Origin of the sequence: Kribbella sp. NPDC051137, from assembly GCF_040682535.1 — a bacterium.
GTDB classification, from domain to species: Bacteria; Actinomycetota; Actinomycetes; order Propionibacteriales; family Kribbellaceae; genus Kribbella; species Kribbella karoonensis.
Window position 1 is genome coordinate 31,455 of the sequence record NZ_JBFBBI010000007.1, and the last position, 20,081, is coordinate 51,535.

General features: G+C 69.7%; 22 protein-coding genes. 16 read left to right on the top strand and 6 right to left on the bottom strand.

Features of this window, described 5'->3' with window-relative positions; genetic code table 11:
* The first annotated feature begins 235 nt into the window (after nucleotides 1-235).
* Genes AB0M51_RS35465 through AB0M51_RS35490 form a run of 6 tightly spaced genes read left to right on the top strand, consistent with a single transcriptional unit; the run spans nucleotide 236 to nucleotide 3,516 of the window.
* Nucleotides 236-1,096 (top strand): type II secretion system F family protein, encoded by an 861-nt coding sequence (locus tag AB0M51_RS35465; RefSeq protein ID WP_344198691.1) that lies wholly within the window; start codon nucleotides 236-238, stop codon nucleotides 1,094-1,096.
* Nucleotides 1,093-2,031, top strand: coding sequence for a type II secretion system F family protein (locus tag AB0M51_RS35470; RefSeq protein WP_344198689.1), 939 nt, complete (start codon nucleotides 1,093-1,095; stop codon nucleotides 2,029-2,031). Before AB0M51_RS35465 ends, AB0M51_RS35470 begins: the two co-directional genes overlap by 4 nt.
* A gap of 14 nt (nucleotides 2,032-2,045) precedes the next feature.
* Nucleotides 2,046-2,246: a hypothetical protein gene (locus AB0M51_RS35475; RefSeq protein WP_363752517.1), complete on the top strand. Its 201-nt coding sequence runs from the start codon at nucleotides 2,046-2,048 to the stop codon at nucleotides 2,244-2,246.
* A 6-nt stretch (nucleotides 2,247-2,252) separates the two neighbouring features.
* Nucleotides 2,253-2,639 (top strand): TadE/TadG family type IV pilus assembly protein, encoded by a 387-nt coding sequence (locus AB0M51_RS35480; protein ID WP_344198685.1) that lies wholly within the window; start codon nucleotides 2,253-2,255, stop codon nucleotides 2,637-2,639.
* Nucleotides 2,636-3,088 carry a hypothetical protein gene (locus AB0M51_RS35485; protein ID WP_363752521.1) on the top strand — a complete coding sequence of 151 codons (453 nt, stop codon included), beginning with the start codon at nucleotides 2,636-2,638 and terminating at the stop codon, nucleotides 3,086-3,088. The genes AB0M51_RS35480 and AB0M51_RS35485 overlap by 4 nt, the downstream gene beginning before the upstream one ends.
* Nucleotides 3,089-3,117: 29 nt before the next feature.
* Entirely contained in the window at nucleotides 3,118-3,516 is a 399-nt protein-coding gene (locus AB0M51_RS35490; RefSeq protein ID WP_363752524.1) for a pilus assembly protein TadG-related protein, read from the top strand.
* Here AB0M51_RS35490 and AB0M51_RS35495 read toward each other — a convergent pair.
* Nucleotides 3,506-4,309: an NAD(P)H-binding protein gene (locus AB0M51_RS35495; RefSeq protein ID WP_344198678.1), complete on the bottom strand. Its 804-nt coding sequence runs from the start codon at nucleotides 4,307-4,309 to the stop codon at nucleotides 3,506-3,508. The genes AB0M51_RS35490 and AB0M51_RS35495 overlap by 11 nt on opposite strands.
* Nucleotides 4,310-4,379: 70 nt before the next feature.
* Here AB0M51_RS35495 and AB0M51_RS35500 point away from each other — a divergent pair, with 70 nt between their 5' ends.
* The 3 genes from AB0M51_RS35500 to AB0M51_RS35510 are packed head-to-tail and all read left to right on the top strand — an operon-like array spanning nucleotide 4,380 to nucleotide 6,865.
* Nucleotides 4,380-4,991 (top strand): helix-turn-helix domain-containing protein, encoded by a 612-nt coding sequence (locus AB0M51_RS35500; protein ID WP_344198676.1) that lies wholly within the window; start codon nucleotides 4,380-4,382, stop codon nucleotides 4,989-4,991.
* A 16-nt stretch (nucleotides 4,992-5,007) separates the two neighbouring features.
* The gene (gene prfB, locus AB0M51_RS35505; protein ID WP_363752529.1) at nucleotides 5,008-6,129 is read left to right on the top strand and encodes a peptide chain release factor 2; all 1,122 of its coding nucleotides are present in this window, start codon (nucleotides 5,008-5,010) and stop codon (nucleotides 6,127-6,129) included.
* Nucleotides 6,113-6,865, top strand: a complete 753-nt coding sequence (locus tag AB0M51_RS35510) for a pentapeptide repeat-containing protein (RefSeq protein WP_344198672.1) — start codon at nucleotides 6,113-6,115, stop codon at nucleotides 6,863-6,865. The genes prfB and AB0M51_RS35510 overlap by 17 nt, the downstream gene beginning before the upstream one ends.
* On the opposite strand, the gene AB0M51_RS35515 is transcribed toward AB0M51_RS35510, so the two are convergent.
* Nucleotides 6,828-8,276 carry an MFS transporter gene (locus AB0M51_RS35515; protein ID WP_344198670.1) on the bottom strand — a complete coding sequence of 483 codons (1,449 nt, stop codon included), beginning with the start codon at nucleotides 8,274-8,276 and terminating at the stop codon, nucleotides 6,828-6,830. The two genes, AB0M51_RS35510 and AB0M51_RS35515, sit on opposite strands and share 38 nt — an antisense overlap.
* 101 nt (nucleotides 8,277-8,377) lie before the next feature.
* Between AB0M51_RS35515 and AB0M51_RS35520 the strand changes: the two genes are divergently transcribed.
* Nucleotides 8,378-9,307, top strand: coding sequence for a helix-turn-helix transcriptional regulator (locus AB0M51_RS35520; protein WP_363752534.1), 930 nt, complete (start codon nucleotides 8,378-8,380; stop codon nucleotides 9,305-9,307).
* Here the strand turns inward: AB0M51_RS35520 and AB0M51_RS35525 are convergent.
* Both AB0M51_RS35525 and AB0M51_RS35530 read right to left on the bottom strand, forming a co-directional pair.
* Nucleotides 9,300-10,235 (bottom strand): right-handed parallel beta-helix repeat-containing protein, encoded by a 936-nt coding sequence (locus AB0M51_RS35525; RefSeq protein ID WP_363752537.1) that lies wholly within the window; start codon nucleotides 10,233-10,235, stop codon nucleotides 9,300-9,302. The genes AB0M51_RS35520 and AB0M51_RS35525 overlap by 8 nt on opposite strands.
* A gap of 95 nt (nucleotides 10,236-10,330) precedes the next feature.
* A complete protein-coding gene (locus AB0M51_RS35530) occupies nucleotides 10,331-11,239 on the bottom strand; it encodes a LysR substrate-binding domain-containing protein (protein WP_344198664.1) in 909 nt (302 codons plus the stop codon).
* A gap of 73 nt (nucleotides 11,240-11,312) precedes the next feature.
* On the opposite strand from AB0M51_RS35530, the gene AB0M51_RS35535 reads away from it, so the two are divergent.
* The 3 genes from AB0M51_RS35535 (at nucleotide 11,313) to AB0M51_RS35545 (ending at nucleotide 14,564) form a co-directional block, all read left to right on the top strand.
* Nucleotides 11,313-12,212: an EamA family transporter gene (locus tag AB0M51_RS35535; RefSeq protein WP_363752540.1), complete on the top strand. Its 900-nt coding sequence runs from the start codon at nucleotides 11,313-11,315 to the stop codon at nucleotides 12,210-12,212.
* A gap of 102 nt (nucleotides 12,213-12,314) precedes the next feature.
* The gene (locus tag AB0M51_RS35540) at nucleotides 12,315-13,364 is read left to right on the top strand and encodes a serpin family protein (RefSeq protein ID WP_363752543.1); all 1,050 of its coding nucleotides are present in this window, start codon (nucleotides 12,315-12,317) and stop codon (nucleotides 13,362-13,364) included.
* Between the two features lie 30 nt (nucleotides 13,365-13,394).
* Entirely contained in the window at nucleotides 13,395-14,564 is a 1,170-nt protein-coding gene (locus tag AB0M51_RS35545; protein WP_363752546.1) for a serpin family protein, read from the top strand.
* On the opposite strand, the gene AB0M51_RS35550 is transcribed toward AB0M51_RS35545, so the two are convergent.
* Nucleotides 14,545-15,087: a helix-turn-helix domain-containing protein gene (locus AB0M51_RS35550; RefSeq protein ID WP_363752549.1), complete on the bottom strand. Its 543-nt coding sequence runs from the start codon at nucleotides 15,085-15,087 to the stop codon at nucleotides 14,545-14,547. The genes AB0M51_RS35545 and AB0M51_RS35550 overlap by 20 nt on opposite strands.
* Complete coding sequence (locus AB0M51_RS35555; RefSeq protein WP_344198653.1) at nucleotides 15,062-15,493, bottom strand: SRPBCC family protein; 432 nt, start codon at nucleotides 15,491-15,493, stop codon at nucleotides 15,062-15,064. Before AB0M51_RS35555 ends, AB0M51_RS35550 begins: the two co-directional genes overlap by 26 nt.
* Nucleotides 15,494-15,577: 84 nt before the next feature.
* Between AB0M51_RS35555 and AB0M51_RS35560 the strand changes: the two genes are divergently transcribed.
* The 3 genes from AB0M51_RS35560 (at nucleotide 15,578) to AB0M51_RS35570 (ending at nucleotide 20,078) form a co-directional block, all read left to right on the top strand.
* Complete coding sequence (locus tag AB0M51_RS35560) at nucleotides 15,578-15,772, top strand: hypothetical protein (RefSeq protein WP_363752553.1); 195 nt, start codon at nucleotides 15,578-15,580, stop codon at nucleotides 15,770-15,772.
* Nucleotides 15,773-16,444 (top strand): PhzF family phenazine biosynthesis protein, encoded by a 672-nt coding sequence (locus AB0M51_RS35565; protein ID WP_363752556.1) that lies wholly within the window; start codon nucleotides 15,773-15,775, stop codon nucleotides 16,442-16,444.
* Between the two features lie 172 nt (nucleotides 16,445-16,616).
* Nucleotides 16,617-20,078 carry a LamG-like jellyroll fold domain-containing protein gene (locus AB0M51_RS35570; RefSeq protein WP_363752559.1) on the top strand — a complete coding sequence of 1,154 codons (3,462 nt, stop codon included), beginning with the start codon at nucleotides 16,617-16,619 and terminating at the stop codon, nucleotides 20,076-20,078.
* The last annotated feature ends 3 nt before the right edge of the window (nucleotides 20,079-20,081 follow it).

Consider the following 20,081-nt stretch of genomic DNA (forward strand, 5'->3'; position numbering starts at 1 on the left):
CCCGCCCTTCCACGCGGTTGGCCGGCCTCAGGCTGGGATCCGCGTCGTCAGCTCGAACGGGACGCCCACTGACGAAGGCAACTCCGCCCCGATCGGTTGAGACCGAGACCCTGTTCACCACGTACGACGGGTACCTGCGTCGCGCCGAGGGGCAGTTGCCGCACCCGGAGCGGTTCCAGCAGGCGGGGTACAACGTGGCCGGTCTGCTCACCGAGCTGCCACGAGGTGCGGGCTGATGGGGTTGCTGATCGGCCTGTTCTTCGGGGTCGGGCTGCTGCTGATCATCGCGGCGTTCGTGGCGCCGGCGGAGGCGGCGCCGGGTGCGGACGGACGGCTGCGTGGCCGGAGCCGGGACCTGCTCGCGAGCGCGGGCGTCGAGGGCGTGACCCCGGGCGCGTTCATCGGTGCTTGCGCGGTGATGGCAGTGTTCGCGTTCCTGCTGATGTTCGTGGTGTCCAAGACGCTGCCGGTCGCGCTGGTGTTCGCGGTGATGGCGGGCTGGCTGCCGATCGCCCTGGTGCGGGCGCGAGCGCGGAAGCGGCTGGCCGAGTTCCGCGAGCTCTGGCCGGACGTGGTCGACAACGTCGCGTCGGCCGTGCGGGCCGGGTTGTCGTTGTCGGAGGCGCTGGCCCAGGTCGGCGAACGGGGGCCGGTGCAGTTGCGTGAGCCGTTCCGGCGGTTCGGTGCGGACTACGCCTCGACCGGGCGGTTCGCCGAGTCGCTGGACCGGTTGAAGGCGCGGCTGGCCGACCCGGTGGGCGACCGGGTGGTGGAGGCGCTGCGGATCGCACGGGAGGTCGGCGGCGGCGACCTCGGCCGGCTGCTGCGTTCGCTGTCGTCGTTCCTGCGCGAGGACGCCCGCACCCGGTCCGAGCTCGAGTCCCGGCAGTCGTGGTCGGTCAACGGTGCCCGCGTCGCGGTCGCCGCGCCCTGGCTGGTGCTGCTGTTGCTGTCCTTCCAGGGCGACGTCATCCAGCGGTACAACTCGCCCGTCGGCGCCGCGATCATCGCCGTCGGCGCCGTCATCTGCGTGATCGCGTACCGGGTGATGCTGCGGATCGGCCGGCTGCCCGAGCCCGAGCGGGTGCTGCGATGAACCCGGTCCTGCTCGGTGGCTTCCTCGGCGCGGTGCTCGGCGCCGGCCTGCTGATCGTCGTACTGCGGTTGCCGTTCCTGCGCAAACCGACCGTGGACGAGCGGATCTCGCCGTACCTGCGGGACCTCGGGGCGCCTGACGTGTTCGTCGGGGTGATCGACTCGCGGTCCCCGTTCTACGCGATCCTGCGGCTGTTCGGTCCGTCGCTGCGGTCGGCGGCCGCCCGGCTGGAGCGGATCCTCGGCGGTGCGCACACGATCCGCCGGCGGCTGCAGCGGGCCGGGATGGAGCGGACGGTCGAGGAGTTCCGGATCGAGCAGCTGCTCTGGGGTGCGATCGCGTTCGGCGCCGGGCTGGTGATCTCGATCGTCGCGGTCGCGGTCGGTCTCGGGGACCCGGTCGCGCTGCTGGTGTTCTGCCTGGTGCTCGGGATCACCGGCGTCCTCGGTCGCGACACGTACCTGACGTCCCAGGTGCGGCGGCGGGAGCGCCGGCTGCTGGCGGAGCTGCCGACCGTGGCCGAACTGCTGGCGTTGTCGGTCGCCGCCGGTGAAGGGCCGGCCGCCGCGCTGGACCGGGTCGCGCGGGCGTCCCGCGGCGAGCTGGCGAACGAACTGAAACGCGTCCTGGCGGAGACCAGGGCGGGAGAGTCGCTGGTCCGCGCGCTCGATGCGCTCGCGGACCGGACCGGGTTGCTGGCGTTGTCGCGCTTCGCGGACGGGCTGGCGGTCGCGCTCGAGCGCGGCACCCCGCTGGCCGACGTGCTGCGTGCGCAGGCCGGCGACATCCGGGAAGCCGGGCGCCGCGAGCTGATCGAGTCCGGCGCGCGTCGCGAGGTCGCCATGATGGTCCCGGTGATCTTCCTGGTCCTGCCGGTGACCATCGCATTCGCCTTCTACCCGGGCGCTGTCGGAATCCGGCTGATCGCCGGATGAACTGAGGAGAGGTCATGTCCCTGTACCTGACGAGGCTGTTCCTGACGCTGGCGCTGAAGCCACGTCCGGCCCGGACCGAACGCGGCGACGTCCCCGGCTGGGTGCTGATCACCGTGATGACGGCCGGCCTGGTCGTCGCGATCTGGAAACTGGCCGGCAAGCAGCTCGCCGAGATGCTCCAGGCGGCGCTCTCGTCGGTTGCCAACAACAACTAGCGGGTGATGCCGCGAACCCGCGGCGAGCGGGGATCGGCCGTCGTCGACTTCGTTCTGGTCTCGACGATCCTGGTGCCGTTGTTCCTCGGCATCCTCCAGGTCGGTCTGTTCCTGTACGTCCGCAACACCGTCACCGCTGCCGCCTCCGAAGGCGCCCACTACGCGGCCGTGCTCAACCGGGCACCGGCCGATGGTGCGACGCGTACCGAGGAGTTGATCAACGGCGTGGTGGCGGACAACCTGATCGACTCGGTGTCGGGCGACGCGACCGACATCGACGGGCAGCCGGGCGTCGTGGTGTCGGTGCGTGCCCACATGCCGCCGCTCGGGCTGTGGGGGCCCGGGATCTCGTTCACCGTCCAGGGACACGCGGTGAAGGAGACCGGCGAGTGAAGGCCCGCAGGCGGGACGAGCGGGGCAGCGCGGTCGTCGAGTTCTCCTGGCTGGCGATCCTGCTGATGGTGCCGCTGGTCTACATGATGCTCGGCGTGTTCGACGTGCAGCGGGCGTCGTACGGCGCGACGGCGGCGACGCGGGCCGCGGGGCGGGCGTTCGTGATCGTTCCGGACGGGGTGTCCGAGGACGAGGCGCGGGCGCGCGCGTTCGCGGCCGCGCAACTGGCGATGAAGGACCAGGGGATGGAGCTGTCCGCCGACGAGCTCCGGATCAGCTGCGACCCGGCCTGTCTGCAGCCGGGCTCGACCGTCACGGTTACGCTGCAGACCAAGGTCCGGCTGCCGCTGATCCCGGACGCGCTCGGCGGTGAGCCGCCGGCGATCCGGATCAGCGCCTCGCACACCGAGGCGTTCGGCGACTACCGCGAAGCCAAGGGCGACGGATGACCCGGCGCAAACGGGGCGAGGACGGGCAGATGACCATGCTGATCGTCGGGTTCGCCGTGGTGATCCTGCTGATGGTGGTCGTGGTCACCGACATCTCCAAGGCCTTCCTGGTCCGCCGCGACCTGGACGCCACCGCTGACGGCGCCGTACTCGCGGCAGCGAACGGGCTGGCCGCGGTGTACGCGCAGCCGAGTGCGGGCGGGAACGCGGCGATCGACCCGGACCAGGCCCGGCGGCTGACCGCGGAGTACCTCGATGACGTTGCTGCAGGCAACAGGTTCGGCAACCTCGACTGGTCGGTGGACGTCGAGGGTACGACGGTGACGGTCCGGCTCACGTCCACCACGGAGCTCCCGTTCCGCCCGCCGGGCTTCCCCGGCTCCGCGGACGTCGCCTCCGAATCCTCCGCGATCGTCCCTATCCGTTGAACAGGCCCGGGTTGTCGGCGAGCCAGGTCGTGAAGGACCGGGCGGTGTGGCCGGTGAGAAGTTCGACGCCGGGCTCGATGGGGGCCGGGCTGCCGACGCGGGACGCCCAGTAGGCCAGCAGCGTTTCGCGTTGGCCTTCGTCGCGCATGCCCATCTCGGCGCGGGCCTGGTCCGGGGTGAGGTCGACGGCCTCGATCGGTACGCCGGTGACCGCCGTGACGAGCTCGATCTGGTGCCGGCGCGTCATCGACTCCGGGCCGGTCATCGGGTACCCGCGGCCGTCGTGCGCGTTGCCCGGGCCGTCGAGCAGCACCCGGACCGCGGCGTCCGCGATGTCGCGCTCGTGGATCGGCGCCTCCTCGGCGTCCAGGTACGGCAGCCGGATCTGGCCGGTCGCGCGGACCTGGTGTGCCCAGTACTTCGCGTTGCTCATGAACGCGCCGGGCTGCAGGCGGGTGGTCGCGTACGAGCCGGAGGCGATCACCTGCTCGGTCTTCGCGTGCGGGTCCTCGGGGCCGTCCAGCGACGACAGCGACGAGAGCAGGACGACCTGCTTGACGCCGGCGGCTTCGGCCGCGGCCACGAAAGCGGGTGCCGTCGACGGGTCGGAGTACAGGAAGACCTGGCTGATGCCGTGCAGGGCGGGCGCAGGGTCCGCGGCGTCGTACGCCACCGCGGAGGCGAGGGCGGACGGCTCGCGGCTGGCGACGCGGACGTCCTGCCCGGCCTCGGTCAGCAGCGCGGTGACGGCGCGGGCGATCGCGCCGCGACCGCCGGTGACGAGGATCGTCATTGGATGTGCTCCAAAGATGTAGTGACTACAAGAATGGATTCAGTAAAACAGATCCACTACAGTGAGCGCAATGGAGCTCGGGCGGCGGGAACGCAAGAAGCAGCAGACTCGGCAGGCCATCTCGGACGTGGCCACCGGTCTGTTCCTCGAGCGCGGCTTCGACGCGGTCACGGTGGCCGAGGTGGCGCGGGCCGCGGACGTCGCCGTACAGACGGTGTTCAACCACTTCCCGGCCAAGGAGGACCTGTTCTTCGACGAGGCCGGCTGGTGGCGGGGCCCGGCGCGGGCGGTCCGTGCGGCGCCGCCGGACGCGGATCCGATCAGCGTCCTGGAAACGCAGTACGTGCAGGGGACGCGGGAGCGGCTGGCGGTCGGGCACCTGGCCACCTGGAAGCAGTTCGTGCGCACGATCGAGGCCAGTCCCGCGCTGCTCGCACGCCGCCGGCTCACCGCCGAGGAGCTGGAGAGGTCGCTCACCGAAGCGCTCGACGAGCGTTCGCCGGATCACCTCAAGAACCGGCTGACCGCGGCCCTGTACGCCGCCGCGCAGAAGGTGCTGGAGGAGAAGCTGATGGCCGTCCTGCCCGACGACGCGTCACCCGATGAGCTCGCGCAGGCACAGCAGGAGCTGGAGCAGGCCATCGCCGAAGTCTTCGCCGTTCTTCGTCGGGGTCTTGGCTGAGCTAAGCTGCTTGGTTGTGGCTGGACTGGATTTTGACGCGGAGCTGAAGCAGCTCGACGCGACGATGACCTCGATCGAGAAAGTGCTCGATCTCCCTGCGCTGCGCAAGGAGATCGACGAGCTCGGCGAGCAGGTCGCTGCGCCCGACCTCTGGGACGACCAGGCGAACGCGCAGAAGGTGACGTCGCGGCTGTCCAGCCTGCAGGCGGACGTGGAGCGGGTGACCGGGCTGCGCAGCCGGGTCGACGATCTCGGTGTTCTGGTCGAGCTCGGCCGCGAGGAGAACGACGCGGACAGCATCGCCGAGGCGGAGAAGGAGCTCGGCTCGCTGGCCAAGGCGATCCAGTCGCTCGAGGTCCGCACGCTGCTGTCCGGCGAGTACGACGAGCGCGAGGCGCTGGTGACGATCCGTTCCGGCGCGGGCGGTGTGGACGCGGCGGACTTCGCCGAGATGCTGCAGCGGATGTACCTGCGCTGGGCCGAGCGCCACGGCTACCCGACCGAGGTCTACGACACGTCGTACGCCGAAGAGGCCGGGCTCAAGTCGACCACGTTCGGAGTCAAGGCGCCGTACGCGTACGGCACGCTGTCCGTCGAGTCCGGGACGCACCGGCTGGTGCGGATCTCGCCGTTCGACAACCAGGGCCGCCGGCAGACGTCGTTCGCCGCGGTCGAGGTGGTGCCGGTGCTCGAGCAGACCGACGAGATCGACGTACCGGAAGAAGAGCTGCGGATCGACGTGTACCGCTCGTCCGGCCCGGGTGGGCAGAGCGTCAACACGACCGACTCCGCGGTCCGGATCACGCACCTCCCGACCGGCACAGTGGTCTCCTGCCAGAACGAGAAGTCGCAGCTGCAGAACAAGGCCAGTGCGATGGTCATCCTGAAGGCGAAGCTGCTCGCGCTGAAGAAGGCCGAGGAGCGGGCGCAGCTGGATGCGCTGCGCGGCGACGTTGCCGGTTCGTGGGGCGACCAGATGCGGTCGTACGTCCTGCACCCGTACCAGATGGTCAAGGACCTGCGGACGCAGTACGAGTCCGGGAACACGTCCGGTGTGTTCGACGGCGAGATCGACGAGTTCATCGAGGCCGGCATCCGCTGGCGCCGGACCGGCCAGACGGTTGCCGACCAGAACTGACCTGCAGGCCGACTGCGGCAAGTGCTTCGGCCTCTGCTGCGTCGTACTGACGTTCGCGAAGTCGGCGGACTTCGCGATCGACAAGCCTGCGGGTGAGCCCTGCCCGAACCTGAGCGACGACCATCGCTGCACGATCCACAGTCAGCTCCGCGGCAAGGGTTTCCCGGGCTGCACCGTGTACGACTGTTTCGGCGCCGGCCAGGAACTCTCGAAGCGTGGTCCGGAGATGTTCGCCGCACTCCCGATCCTGCGCCAGCTGCACGAACTGCTCTGGTACCTGACCGAAGCCCTCGAGCACAACGCCGACGCGCAACCCGCGATCGACCGGGTGGAACGCGTCAGCCGTACGCCGAACCTCGCGGACGTCGACGTGGTCGCCGAGCGGGCCGCCGTGAACGAGATCCTGCTGGCGACCAGCCGGGCCGTCCGCGGCAAGCAACCGAAGAAGAAGGAACGCCGCGGCGCCGACCTGATCGGTGCACGCCTCGGTCAGGCGGACCTGTCGAAGGCTAACCTCCGCGGCGCCTATCTGATCGGCGCCGACCTCCGCCAGGCCGACCTACGGCAGGCGGACCTGATCGGCGCCGATCTCCGCGACGCAGACCTGAGCGGCGCCGACCTGACGGGCGCACTGTTCGTCACCCAGTCCCAGCTCAACGCCGCCCGCGGCGACCGCACCACCAAGCTCCCGAACGCCCTTACACGCCCTTCCCACTGGACCGCAGCTGGTGCGTGACCGGGATCATCAGCAGCGAGATGACCGTGATTGCCAGTGATACCGCGGCGAGTGCGCCGCCCTGGCCCCAGTTGGTGCCGGCCATCGAGAGGTACGCCGTACCGACCGTTGCGGCTCCCAGGGCCAGGCAGGTTTGCTGGCTGGTGAGGAGGATGCCGCTGCCGAGGCCTGCCTGCGTGGCGGGAACCTGGCTGAGGACTACGCCGATCAGGGGCACCATGACGAGACCGGAGCCGAAGCCGGCGACGAGCATGGGAACAGCGAGGCGCCACGGATCGACGTGTGGCCACAGGGTCAGCGCCACGACCGCGAGAAGCGCGTAGCCGACCGCCTGGATGAGCCAGCCGCGGAGGATGAGACCGGCGCCGTACCGGACCTGCAGCCGCGGCCCGTAGATCGACGTGATCAGGAATCCGACTGCCAAGGGCAGCAGGCTCAGACCGCCTTCCAACGGAGACATGTGCGCCTCGCCCTGCGTTGCGAGCGCGAACACGAACATGAAGCCACCGAACGTCGTGAAGAACGCCACCGCCAGCAGCAGGCCGATCCGCATCGCCCGCAACCGCAGCACCGTCGGCGGGATCAGCGGGGCCTGGCCGGAACGCTCGGACCGGTGCTGGTGCAGGCCGAGTACAGCTACCGCCGGTACGGTCGCCGCGAGGCAGAGCCACGTCCAGAGCGGCCAGCCGAGCGGACGGCCTTCGGTGAGTGGCAGGAGCAGCAGTACGAGCGTCAGCGCGAGCAGTGCGGCGCCTACCAGGTCGAGCCGTTGCGCCCGGTCCGCCTTGGTCTCCGGCAGCAGTCGGAGCGCGGCAACGACGGCCACCAGGCCGACCGGGACGTTGACCAGGAACACGGCCCGCCAGCCGAGGCCGAATACGTTGGCCTCGATCAGTACGCCGCCGAGGATCTGCCCCAGCGCTGCCGCGGCCCCGCCGGCGACGCCGAACATGGCCATCGCGCGGGCGCGGTGCGCACCGGTCAGCAGTGCCGAGATCGACGCGAGCACCTGCGGTGTCATGGCAGCTGCCGTCGCGCCCTGGACGACCCGGGCAGCGAGGAGTACGCCGACCGTCGGGGCGATCGCGCAGATCAGCGACATCACGGTGAAGCCGGTCAGGCCGACCATGAACAGCCGTTTCCGGCCGAACCCGTCGCCGAGCCGGCCGCCGAGCACCAGGAGGGTGGCGTTGGCGATGCCGTAGCTGCCGACGACCAGCTGGAGCTCACCGGAGCTCGCGTGCAGGTCCGAACCGATCGCGGGCAGTGCGACGTTGAGGATGAAGAAGGAGAGCATCGGCAGGAAGGCGCCGAACAGCAAAGTGGTCAGCGCCACCGGACCGAGCGGCGATGCGCCGGCCCGCGACCGGGCAACGGCCGGGGCGGTGGCGGCTTGGAGCTGGTCTGTCATGCTCCCAGCCTGCGGGCCGCGGCATCCGGGTACTAAGAGCCTGTTTATCCTGGTATTCACACTACCTGGAACCAGGCTGCACCTCCGGTCATGATGGTGCCATGACCACTGTTCCAGCCGCCACCGACAGAACCACCGTCGACCGCGGACAGCGGCGTCACGAGCTCGGGATGTTCCTGCGGAGCCGGCGCGAACGCATCCGGCCGGACGAGGTGGGCTTCGCCCCGGGCGGCCGCCGCCGTACGCCGGGCCTGCGGCGCGAAGAGGTCGCGCTGCTCGCCGGCGTGGGTGTCACCTGGTACACGTGGCTGGAGCAGGGGCGTGACATCAACGTCTCGGCGCAGGTGCTCGAGGCGGTCGCGGACACCCTGCGGCTCGATCGGCAGGAGCGCAACCACCTCTTCACGCTCGCCGGTGTGCAGGTCGGGCCGTCCCGGACCGAGTGCGCGGTGTTGCCGTCCTCGGTGCAGAAGACGCTCGACGCGGTCGCGCCGTACCCGGCGCTGGTGCTGAACGCGCGGTACGACATCCTCGCGTTCAACGAGGCGTACTGCCGGGTGGTGCTGGACCTGCGGGAGATTCCGGTCGAGGAGCGCAACATGCTCTGGGTGACGTTCGTGTCGCGCGAGTGGCGCTGCAGCTTCGTCGAGTCCGAGTCGATGAAGCTGCACATGGTCGCCGGGTTCCGGGCGGCGATGGCGGATCATGTGGGGGAGCCGGCCTGGCAGGACCTGGTCGAGCGGTTGCGCGCCGGTTCGCCGTTGTTCGCGGAGCTCTGGGAACGGTACGAGGTCGCCGCGCCGAGCACCCGGATCAAGTTGCTGGAGAACGCGACGGCCGGCGTACTGCGGATCGAGCCGGTCAACCTGTGGTTGTCGCAGCTCGGCCAGTTGCGGGCGACCGTCTACACGGCGGCCGACGAGGAGACCGAGGAGAAGTTGCGGGTGCTTGCCGGCCCGGCTGCCGGGGCGGGTCAGCCGGGCCGGGCCCCGGCCGCCGGGCAGGACGGCCGGGGAGTCTTCGTCAGCTGACCGGGATGCCCGGATTCGTGAGGGCCCTGCCGCCGGTCATCGTGTTGCTGCGGGCAACCGTCACCGTGCAGCCGGCCGCGTCGTAGTTGGTGATGTTGAACGCGTACCGCCCGCTCCCGGTCGCGCCGGTGAGGTCGGACCTGTTGTCGCGGAACACCGTCCCGCAACCCCACCCGGACTGCTGGCTGTGTGTCTCGTACCCGTTGTTCGTGGTGTTCTTGCCGGTGTTGTTCTCGATCACGTAGTCGTTGCCTTTGACATCGACCCAGCTGTCGTCGAAGTTCGCGCCGGTCAGGCCCTTGCCGTCGAAGCTGTTCCCGGACACCAGGCCGCCGGTCGTCCCCTCCTTCAGGTCGACCGCCTCGCCGCCGACGTCCGGGCCGATCGTGTTGCCGACGATCTGCACGTGGTCGGACCTGTCCGACGTACCGCCCGCGCTGCCGACGTACACGCCTTCGCCCATCCCGCGACCGTCGTTGCCGGTGTCGTAGATGCGCGAGTTCTTGATCACGCCGTACGTCGAGCTGTTCCGGAAGTGCACGCCCTCCATGTCGAGGCCGTGCACGGTCACGCCGTCGATCGTGACGTGCGCGGCGCCGTCGACCATGATGCCTTTCTGGCCGCCGGTGACCGTGATGCCGCGGACGTTCCAGTACGACGCGCCGTTCAGGTGCAGGCCGTAGCCGCCGCTCGCGGTCAGGACCGCGCCGGCGGAACCGGTCATCGTGATCGGGTTTCCGGACTTTCCGGAAACCGTTGCCTTGAAGTTTCCGGTATAGGTGCCGTCGGCAAGCTTGATGGTGTCGCCGGGCTTGGCGTTCGCCAGCGCGGCCTTGAGTTCGGCGGACGTGCTGACGTCCGAGGCGGCCTGGGGAGGCAGGACGGTCGAGACGGCCAGTAACGCGCCGGCGATCAGGGTAGGGAGCATGAACTTCCTCCGAGGGGCGTCGGGGGAGAATGATTAGGAAGGTTTCCTAACAGTTCAAGTGAACCTAGAGGTTGTCGCGGAGTGTTGTCAATGGCTCACGCCGTGTCGCGGTCCGGCCAGGCGGCCTTCAGGGTGTCGAGCGCGACCGTGATCGCGGGGCGGCGGGACGTGGTGGTCCGCCAGACGGCGTACAGCCGCCGGCTCGGGGCGGGTTGCAGTGGCACGACGACCACGCCGTCCGGGACCGGGCCGCGGCCGAGCCGGGGGAGCAGGCCGACGCCGAGCCCGCGGGCGAGCATCGCGAGCTGGGTCTGGTACTCCGCGACCGAGTACGCGACCTCCGGCTCGACGCCCGCGCGGCGCATCGTCCGGATCAGCCACTCGTGGCAGATCGAGCCGGCCGGCTGGCAGATCCAGCGCTCGCCGACCAGGTCCTCCGCACGGACGAACTCCTTGCCGGCCAGGCGATGCGAGGCCGGTACGAGCACGTCGGCCGGGTCGGCGCCGAGCTTCGTCCGCGACAATCCGTCGGGCAGACCGAGCGGGGTGTTGTGCCAGTCGTGCACGATCGCGATGTCGAGCTCGCCGCGGTTCACCGCCGCGACACCCTCGAACGGGTCCGTCTCCAGGACTCGGACGTCCAGACCGGGATGATCGTGGACCAGCCGGGCCAGCGCCGCCGGCAGCAGCCCGCGCGCTGCCGTCGGGAACGCGGCGATGCTCAACGTCCCGATCGCCTGCCCGCGCTGCTCCTCCAGGGTCAGCTCCGCGTCTTCGACCAGTTCGAGAATGCGTCCGGCCGTCGTCGCCAGCTGGCGCGCCGCGTCCGTCAGTACGATCCCGCGCCCCTGCCGCTCGACCAGCGTCGTCCGTGTCTCCCGCTCCAGCTTCGCGAGCTGCTGCGACACCGCGGAGGGCGTGTACCCGAGCACCTCGGCCGCACGATTGACCGATCCGTACAGCGCGACGGCGTGCAGGGCGCGCAACCGGCCGAGATCGATCATGTAGCGCTCCTACAGTGATGACGGTAGCAATCGGTGCTGGTTCTTAAGTGTACTCCCGCCGACACTGGACCGTATGAAGCCTCGTGACCTGCTCCTCGCGCTCGCTGTCGTCGTTGTCTGGGGCATCAACTTCGTCGTCATCGAGGTCGGCCTGGAAGGCGTCCCGCCGTTGCTGTTGTCCGCGCTGCGGTTCTTCTTCGCGGCCGTTCCGGCGATCTTCCTGCTCGGCAAGCCGCGTGTCCCCTGGCGGTACGTCGTGGGCGTCGGGCTGGCGCTCGGCGTCGCCAAGTTCGGGTTGCTGTTCATCGCGATGGACCACGGCGTACCGGCCGGTCTGTCCTCGCTGGTGCTGCAGAGCCAGGTGATCTTCACGGTGCTGTTCGCGATCGCCGTGCTGCGGGAACGTCCGCGGCCCGCGCAGATCGTCGGCATCGCGGTCGCGTGCGCCGGGATCGTGCTGATCGTGCTCGACAAGAAGCTGTCGGCGCCGGTCGGAGCCATCGCGCTGGTGATCGTCGCGGCCGGTTTCTGGGGTGTGTCGAACACGATCACCCGATACGCGAAGCCACCGGACACGCTGCGCTTCATGGTGTGGGTCAGCGCGGTCGCCGTCGTACCGCTGCTGCTGCTCTCACTGCTCACGGAGGGCGCGCACGTCGACGTCGACGCCATTCGAGGGCTGAAGGCGAGCGGGATCGGAGCGATCGCGTACCTCGCGTTCGCGGCGACGCTGTTCGGGTTCGGAGTCTGGGGTTACCTGCTGCGGCAGTACGACGCGAGCACGGTCGCGCCGTTCTCGTTGCTGGTGCCGGTCGTCGGGATGTCCGCGGCCTGGGTACTGCGCGGCGAGGCGGTCGGGCCGCAGCAGGCGATCGCGGCGGTGCTGGTGATCGGCGGGATGGCGTGCACGATCGTGCGGCGGCGGACGCCGCGCACGGCGGAGTCCGGCGAGCTCGTTTCAGACACCCTCTGACACCCCCCATCGGCGGCATCTGCCGGCCGCGGACCGGCGTACCGGCTTGGGCTCGAACGTTCGCTTCATGCGGGTTCAACGCGGATGCGCGAGGATGTGTGAGTGGATGCTCAGCAGATCGGCCGACTGACCGCGCACTGGATCGCCGAGCTGCCCGGCGAGGACAGCACCGTGATCTCCGGGCTCGGTGTGCAGCCGCTGCTCGCGATGCTTGCCGAGGTCGCGGACGAGCCGGCCCACACCGAGCTGGCGCAGGCGGCCGGCGAGCGGTACGGCGGTCTGCTCGAGGCACCCGGCCTGCGGATGGCGCTCGGGCTGTGGACGCGGCCGGAGATCGAGTTGCAGGCCGGCGTCGACCGGTTCCTGCCGCCCGAGGTCCGCGGGACGCTGACCGATCAGGCCGCGCTCGACGCGTGGGTCGCGGAGCAGACGGACGGGCTGCTGCAGCGGATGCCGGTCCAGGTGACACCCGACGTACTGCTGGTGCTGGCGTCCGCGCTGGCGTTGAGGACCGACTGGGAGCTGCCGTTCCAGGAGTATCCGCGCGGCGACCGGCGCTGGTTGAGCCGGTCCGACGACGACCTGGACAGCCTGCAGGTGCACGACAGCGCGGCGGGTCCGCTGACCGTCGTCACGGTGCGGGGCGCCGGCGAGTTCGACGTACGCCTGGTGGTCGGAGACGGCGGACGGGCTCCGGTGCTGGCCGCGGCGCTGACGCTGGACGACGACGGGACGCCCGGTGCCGAGGTGCTTGCGTCGGAGCGGTCCGCGCCCGGGATCGAGGTGATCGAGGCGATGCGGCCGGCGGTGATCCTCTCGATGCCGTACTTCGAGATCGACGCGGAGCACGACCTGCTGGCGCATCCGGCCGTGTTCGGGCTGACGGCGGCGTCCGACAAGACCCGCGGGCACTTTCCCGGGCTGAGTCCGCAGCCGCTGGCGATCGACCAGGCGCGGCAGGTCGTGATGGCGCGCTTCTCCGCGACCGGGTTCGAGGCGGCGGCCGTGTCGGCGATGGCGATGGCGGCCGGTGCTGCGCCGACATTCGACGCGAAGGCGCTGTACGTGAACCTGGAACGGCCGTTCGGCTTCGTCGCGGTGCACCGGCCGACGGGCGTGCCTGTGGTCGCGGGCTGGGTGAATTTCTCGTAAGAGGGTGTCCGGGCGTGGCAGGGTGGATGTATGGATGCCGACGTGGTGCGTGCAGTCAACGAGCTCACCAGCCGCTGGGCGCGGGTGCTGCCCGCCGGGAACACCGTGGTCGCCGGGCTCGGGGTCTGGCCGCTGATCGCGATGCTGGCGACCGGGGCGGACGAGCCGGGGCGTACGGAGTTGGCGACCGCCGCCGGAGTGGACCCGTCGACCGGCGCGACGGACGCGATCCGGTTGATCGAGGCGATCGAGCGATCCTCCGACCTGTACGCGGCGCTCGGTGTGTGGGTCGACGAGCAGCTGAAGCTCGCGGAGAGCTTCGACAGCGTGGTGCCCGCGCCGCTGGTCGGCATGCTGACCGGCAAGCCCGCCGTCGACAAGCCGAAGCTGGACGCCTGGGCGGCCGAGCACACGGACGACCTGATCCGGGAGATGCCGGTCGACCTGAACGGCGGCGTCGAACTCCTGCTGGCGTCCGCGATCCTGCTGCGGACGAACTGGGTCAGCCCGTTCACGGAACACACCCGCCGGATCCCCGACGGTCCGTGGGCAGGCTCCTGGCGCTGGCTCGAGCGCTCCGCGACCGACCTCGAGTCGGTCCGCCGGTACGACGACCTCACGGTCGTCACGGTCGCCGGTGACGCGGACGTCGACGTACTGCTGGGGATCGGTCAGCCGGAGACGGCGCAGTCCGACGTACTGGCAGGTCTGCTGGACGCCGCGTCCGATCCCGACGGCGGACAGTCCGGTGCTGAGCTGATCGACCAGGGCGACGTCGGCTCGCAGGCTGCGCCCGGAGTGCGGATCGGGGAGACGACGGCGTCGCGGCAACAGGTACAGGTCTCGTTGCCGGCGTTCAGCATCGACGTGCGGCACGACCTGATGGAGTCGCGGGAGATCTTCGGGCTGACGACCGTGTCGTCGGATCCCGGCGCGCAGGGGCATTTCAGCGCGCTCAGCCCGACGCCGCTGCGGATCGACCAGGCGCAGCAGCGGGTGCTCGCCCGGTTCTTCGCGACCGGGTTCGAGGCGGCGGCGGTGACCGCGATGGCGATGACCCGGGCCGCGATGGTGACCGGCAGGCAGCGGCGGCTCGAGGTCGCGTTCGACCGGCCGTTCGCGTTCGTCGCCGTACTGCGGGACTCGCGGCTGCCGATCGTCGCCGGCCGGGTCGACGTACCTACCGAAGCTGGAGCGTGAACAGCCGGTTGAGCAGCGCGGACGCCTCGTCGACGCCCGCGCGGTCACCGGTCAGCAGCAGGTCGAACAGCAGGCCGCGGGACGCCGCCAGACCGAGTCGCGCGTACGCCGGTGCCTGATCGGCGGGGAGGCCGGCCCGGATGCACAGCTCCGTGAGCGGCGGCAACCAGACGTTGATCAGGTCGGCCTTGAGCGGCTCGGTGTGCGGCAGGTCCTGCATCGCGTGCGCGCTCAACTCGAAGAACAGCGGGCCGTAGACCAGGGCGGCCTCGGTCACCCGCCGCCAGAACTGCTCGGCCTGCTCCTCGATCGGCAGGTCCGACAGGTCGGCGAGCAGGTCGCGTTGTTGCTGCTCGACGGTGCGGACCACTTCGGCCAGCAGGCCCTCGCGGGAGCCGAAGTGGTAGATCAGCATCCGGTGACTCGTGCCGATCGAGGTCGCGATCGCGCGCAGGCTCGCGTCGCCGATCCCGTTCTTCGCGAAGTGCTCGACCGCCTCAGCCAGCAGCGTTGCCCGACTCACTGATCTCTTTCAGCTTGGCGGTCTCGGTCTCGATGTAGCTCTTGGTCAGACCGGCGTACAGCTTGCCGAACAGCCAGCCGAGCGGGCCTTCCTGGACGATCGTCGCGGTCGCGACGGTGCCCTCCGGCGTACTGATCACGCGGTGGCCGCCGGTGGTCTTGATGCCGGGAGCCTTCGAGACCCATTCGAAGTACTCGCCTTCTTTGAGCTCGGTGATCTCCCAGACGGCCACCGGGAGCTTGGGCTGGCGGATCCGGGTGCGGGCGCCGACGTGGATCCGGCCCGCGTCCAGCCGCTCGACGGACTCGACGGTCGGGGTCCAGTCGGGCCACCGCTCGACGTCGCTGAAGACCTCCCAGACCCGCTCGGGGGCGGCCTGGATCGTGGTGGAGTGATCGAAGCGCATGTACCAAATGGTACATCAGGTCTGCGTGAGGTCTCGGCGGGCGGGCTGCCGGCCGGGTACCCGGGGCAGGTAGGGTCTTGGGCCATGGCTGACCAGAACGTCCCGCAGAACGTGGAGAACGAGCAGGACCCGGGCGCGAGCACGCAGATGTTCCGCGCCTTCGTCAACGAGGGCCAGACCGAGGCGAAGAGCGAACCGAAGATCAACGGCCGGGTGCTGGCCGTCGTCGGTGCCGCGGTGATCCTGATCGCCGTCGTCGCCGCGATCGCCGTTCTCTAGTTGACGAACCTGCACGTCGAGGTCGTCCGGGTCTTCACCGACCCCGACGGCCGGTTCGGCAACCCTCTGGGCATCGTCGACGGCTCGCTCGTCCCCGAGTCCGACCGGCAGGCCGTCGCCGCGACCCTCGGTTACAGCGAGACCGTGTACGTCGACGACGCCGCCACCGGCACGCTCCGTATCTACTCAGCTACCGGGGAAATGCCCTCCGCCGGCCACCCCACCGTCGGCGCCGCCGCCTACCTCCACACCCACGGCCACCCGGTCCACGCCCTCCACGTCCCCGCCGGCTCCATCCAAGTTACCCGCACCGGCGACGTCTACGCCGTACGAGCCGACACCACCTGGGGCTCATCCTGGGACTGGCACCAACTGTCGACCCCCGACGAGGTCCTCGCCGCCGACCCGGCGTCCTACGCAGCCGGCCACACCTTCCTCTGGTCCTGGCAGAACGAGCCCGCCGGCATCATCCGCGCCCGCGCCTTCGCCCCCGCGATGAACGTCGAAGAAGACGAAGCCACCGGCTCGGCGGTCACCCAACTGACCGCCCACCTAGCCCGCGACCTCCACATCATCCAGGGCGCCGGCTCCCACCTCCACACCACCTGGCACCCCCCAACCCACGCAACCGTAGGCGGCCGAGTCGTCGCAGAGCCTCCGCGAACCCTCTGACGGAGCACGTTTCCGTCATCGGCACCAGACCTACCGGCGATCTCTGTCACTTGCTGCAAGTTTCTTGACCCGCTGAGTGGCCGTCAGTCATCCTCAGCAAGCCCTCAGGTTCCTGAGCGGCGCACCTCGGGGGTGCTGGCAGTTCTGCTGTTGTCACTTCAGGGGTGGGGTTATGACGTCACATAGGTGGACTCTGCGCGCGCTCACGCGGCAGATCGGTGTCCTGTCGGTCCTGGCGGTTACTGCTGCCGGTCTGGTCGCGGTGCCCGCGAGTCACGCGGCCAAGCCGTCCGGTCCGCCGAAGTCCGCGAAGACGGTCGCCGAGGCGACTCGGCTCGCGGTGCAGTACCGGACCGCGATCGAGGTCGAGGAGAAGACCACGGAGTACTCGCGGACCGTGGCGACACCCAACGGCACTTTGAGCGCGGAGCTCTCGAACCGGCCGGTGCGGGTGCACAAGGACTCCGGATGGGTGCCGATCGACACCACGCTGGCGGCGCGTCCGGACGGCATGTTCGTCCCCCGCGCGTCGGTCTCCGACGTGGCGTTCTCCGGCGGCGGTTCCGGTGTCCTCGCTCGCTTCCGCGAGGGCGACGCGGTGTTCGAGCTCAGGTCGCCCTGGTCGTTGCCGGCGCCCACGATCAGCGGCTCGAAGGCGACGTACGGCGAGGTCCTGACGGGCGTCGACCTGGTCGTCGACGCCGCCGAGGAGGGTTTCAGCTACAACCTCGTCGTCAAGAACCGGGCCGCCGCGTTGAACCCGGCGCTACGAAGCCTCATGTTTCCGGTCGCGACGCAGAACCTCGAGCTGCGGACAGGTCAGCCCGGCCGGCCGGCGTACGTCGATGCCTCCGGAAAGCAGGTGTTCAGCGTCGGCGAGGCGTTGATGTGGGACTCGACCGGGTCGGTTGCGAGCAAGGCGAGGTCGACCGCCGCGGCTGTCGCCGACGGGCCGGGCGCGCGGGCGAAGCGTGCCCTGATGGACCTCGACGGCAGCCGGGACGGCCTCACCGTCGTCCCGGACCGGGCACTGCTGACCGATCCGGCCACGGTCTTCCCCGTCGTACTGGACCCGATGATCAAGGAGGTGAACCGCAACGGCTGGACGGCGGCTTGGGAGCTCTACCCGACCACGTCGTTCTGGTTGACCAGCCACACCCTGGGCGTCGGGTACGAAGGGTTCGAACAGAACAAGATCGTCCGCTCGTTCTTCCAGTTCGACGTCTCGCCGTACACGAACAAGAAGATCATCAGCGCGTCGCTGAAGACCTTCGAGGTCCATTCCGCGAGCTGCAGCGCGCGATCGGTCACCGTTTCCCGCACCGGTCCGATCTCGTCGGCGACGACCTGGAACAAGCAACCCGCCAGCCAGGCCGATGTCGCAACCTACAACGGCGCCAACGGGTACAGCTCCTCGTGCCCGGCCGCCGGAGTCGAGTTCGACGTCACGAATTCGGTCCAGTACACCTCCACGGCCAACGGCCGGACCGCGACCTTCCGGTTGCGGGCGACCAACGAGGCCGATGAGATCGCCTGGAAGCAGTTCGACAGCACCGGCAAGCTCATCATCGAGTACGTCGCGTACCCGCTGCCGGCGTACGAGCTGGGCTCCGCGACACAGACCGATGTGCCCGGCCCGTGCTCGACGTCGAGCAACCCGATGGTTGTTGCCTCGTTGCGGCCGCAGCTCTCCGGCAAGGGACTGGTCGGCGCCGGTGACAGCAGTGCCGCGATCGTCGTCCAGTTCCAGATCATCAGCCAGTCCCAGCAGATCTGGTACACGCAGAGCACGACTGTCTCGCCCGGTGTGCTGGTCAAGTTGCTCGCACCGACCGGCCTGTCCACCGGCGCGCTCTACACCTACCGCGCCAGGACCCTCTATGCCATTCAAGGTGGGACTCTGGCATCGGCCTGGTCCGGCACGTGCTACTTCAAGATAGACACCACACCTCCGCCGCCACCGACCATCACGGCCAGCTACAACGGCACAGCGTTGACCGACTGCCTGCACAGCACCACCCCGGACGTGTGCCCGGAGAGCGTCCCGTTCGGTGCGAAGGTGACCTACACGATCTCGTCGACCAGTACCGATGTCGTTGCCTTGAGCTACGGGTTCAACGGGCAGTTGACAAAGGTCAACGGGCGGTCTGTGACGGTGTCGCTGGTGACACCTGCGCAGGGGTACATGACACTCGACGCGATCAGCCACGACGCTGTGGCCCACGCCAGCTCGACCCGGCAGTTCCGGATCAACGTCGGCGCCGGCCTGCCGCCGATCGCGGCATGGTCGTTCGACGAAGGTTCCGGTACGTCGGCCGCCGACTCGTCCGGGAACAACCACCCGCTGACCGTCGCGGGTGCTCAGTTCGACGACGCCGGCCGCGTCGGTGGATCGCTGGTCTTCAACGGGCAGGACACCGGCGACAACCGAGCGAGCGTCGCCGGCCAGGTCGCGGACACGTCGGGCAGCTTCAGTATCTCGGCGTGGGTGCGGCCCACCGCCGTGAACGACTCCGGGATCGTCGCGATCACGGGCAGCGCCGCCTACGGCGGGGTGCTGAGGTACGCCGCGTCGGCCAATCGCTGGACGTTCTTCCAGAACGTCTCGGACTCCTGGACCGCCGCACAGGCCCGGGTGGACTCGATCGCTCCGCCGGTCATGTACGGCTGGACGCACCTGCTCGGCGTCGTCGACGCAGGCAACAAGACCATCCAGCTCTACGTCAACGGCCGCCTGCAAGGTACTGCGTCCTTCACCCACACGCCGTGGAAGGCCGCCGGAACGGTCGAGGTCGGCTCGTACCGGGTCGGCACCGCCAAGGGCGTCTTCGCCGGAGGTATCGACGACGTGAAGATCTATCCACGGGTCCTGTCCGCGGCCGAGGCACACGCCGCCGCCGACCCGCGTACCGGTCCGTCCGGTGCCGATGAGCCCGTCGCCGGCCTGACGGCGTATTACCCGTTCGACAACGTCTCGGCCGGCTCCGACGGGGTCTGGCGGACCGGTGACTCCGTGTATGGCTCGAACATGATCGTCTCCGGCTTCGGAGACACGACCGACCAAAGTTCGGCCGTCGTGGAGGATCTCGAACGCGGGCGGGTGCTGGCCACCACCGGGAAGAGCACGGAGGCCGTTTCGCTGGCCCGGCCGGTGGTCGACGCATCGGCAAGCTTCACGGTGACGGCCTGGGTGAAGATCACGGACCCGTCCAAACCGCAGGTGATCGTCCACCAGGCAGGGACGGTGAAGGATTCCTGGCGGCTGGAGTACCGCCCGACCGTCGACGACGCGGGCCTGTGGGTCTTCTCCCGCTCCTCCGCCGACTCGTCGACCGGAACGGTCACCGAGGTGACCCAGCCGACCAATCAGTTCACGGCCGACGACTGGAACGCGCTGGTCGCGAAGTACGACGCTGCCAGCGGCCAGATCGTCCTCCAGGTTGCCGACAGATCCGGTGACGGCGGGATCGACAGCTTCGCCGCTCCGTTCACGAGCGGGAAGACGGTGGTCGGCGGCCAGGCGCCGGGGCTCAGCCCGTACGCCGGTCTCGTCGACGACCTGCGGATCTACTCGGGCGTCGTACCGCAACGCCAGCTCTGCACCGACCTCGGCAACGAATCGAGCTGTTCCTGATGA

What these genes read in the sequence shown, in the direction of transcription:
- AB0M51_RS35465 (WP_344198691.1), top strand. Translation starts at nt 236, where the DNA reads ATGGGGTTGCTGATCGGCCTGTTCTTCGGGGTCGGGCTGCTGCTGATC.
- AB0M51_RS35470 (WP_344198689.1), top strand. Translation starts at nt 1,093, where the DNA reads ATGAACCCGGTCCTGCTCGGTGGCTTCCTCGGCGCGGTGCTCGGCGCC.
- AB0M51_RS35475 (WP_363752517.1), top strand. Translation starts at nt 2,046, where the DNA reads ATGTCCCTGTACCTGACGAGGCTGTTCCTGACGCTGGCGCTGAAGCCA.
- AB0M51_RS35480 (WP_344198685.1), top strand. Translation starts at nt 2,253, where the DNA reads ATGCCGCGAACCCGCGGCGAGCGGGGATCGGCCGTCGTCGACTTCGTT.
- AB0M51_RS35490 (WP_363752524.1), top strand. Translation starts at nt 3,118, where the DNA reads ATGACCATGCTGATCGTCGGGTTCGCCGTGGTGATCCTGCTGATGGTG.
- AB0M51_RS35495 (WP_344198678.1), bottom strand. Translation starts at nt 4,309, where the DNA reads ATGACGATCCTCGTCACCGGCGGTCGCGGCGCGATCGCCCGCGCCGTC.
- AB0M51_RS35500 (WP_344198676.1), top strand. Translation starts at nt 4,380, where the DNA reads ATGGAGCTCGGGCGGCGGGAACGCAAGAAGCAGCAGACTCGGCAGGCC.
- AB0M51_RS35515 (WP_344198670.1), bottom strand. Translation starts at nt 8,276, where the DNA reads ATGACAGACCAGCTCCAAGCCGCCACCGCCCCGGCCGTTGCCCGGTCG.
- AB0M51_RS35520 (WP_363752534.1), top strand. Translation starts at nt 8,378, where the DNA reads ATGACCACTGTTCCAGCCGCCACCGACAGAACCACCGTCGACCGCGGA.
- AB0M51_RS35525 (WP_363752537.1), bottom strand. Translation starts at nt 10,235, where the DNA reads ATGCTCCCTACCCTGATCGCCGGCGCGTTACTGGCCGTCTCGACCGTC.
- AB0M51_RS35530 (WP_344198664.1), bottom strand. Translation starts at nt 11,239, where the DNA reads ATGATCGATCTCGGCCGGTTGCGCGCCCTGCACGCCGTCGCGCTGTAC.
- AB0M51_RS35535 (WP_363752540.1), top strand. Translation starts at nt 11,313, where the DNA reads ATGAAGCCTCGTGACCTGCTCCTCGCGCTCGCTGTCGTCGTTGTCTGG.
- AB0M51_RS35545 (WP_363752546.1), top strand. Translation starts at nt 13,395, where the DNA reads ATGGATGCCGACGTGGTGCGTGCAGTCAACGAGCTCACCAGCCGCTGG.
- AB0M51_RS35555 (WP_344198653.1), bottom strand. Translation starts at nt 15,493, where the DNA reads ATGCGCTTCGATCACTCCACCACGATCCAGGCCGCCCCCGAGCGGGTC.
- AB0M51_RS35560 (WP_363752553.1), top strand. Translation starts at nt 15,578, where the DNA reads ATGGCTGACCAGAACGTCCCGCAGAACGTGGAGAACGAGCAGGACCCG.
- AB0M51_RS35570 (WP_363752559.1), top strand. Translation starts at nt 16,617, where the DNA reads ATGACGTCACATAGGTGGACTCTGCGCGCGCTCACGCGGCAGATCGGT.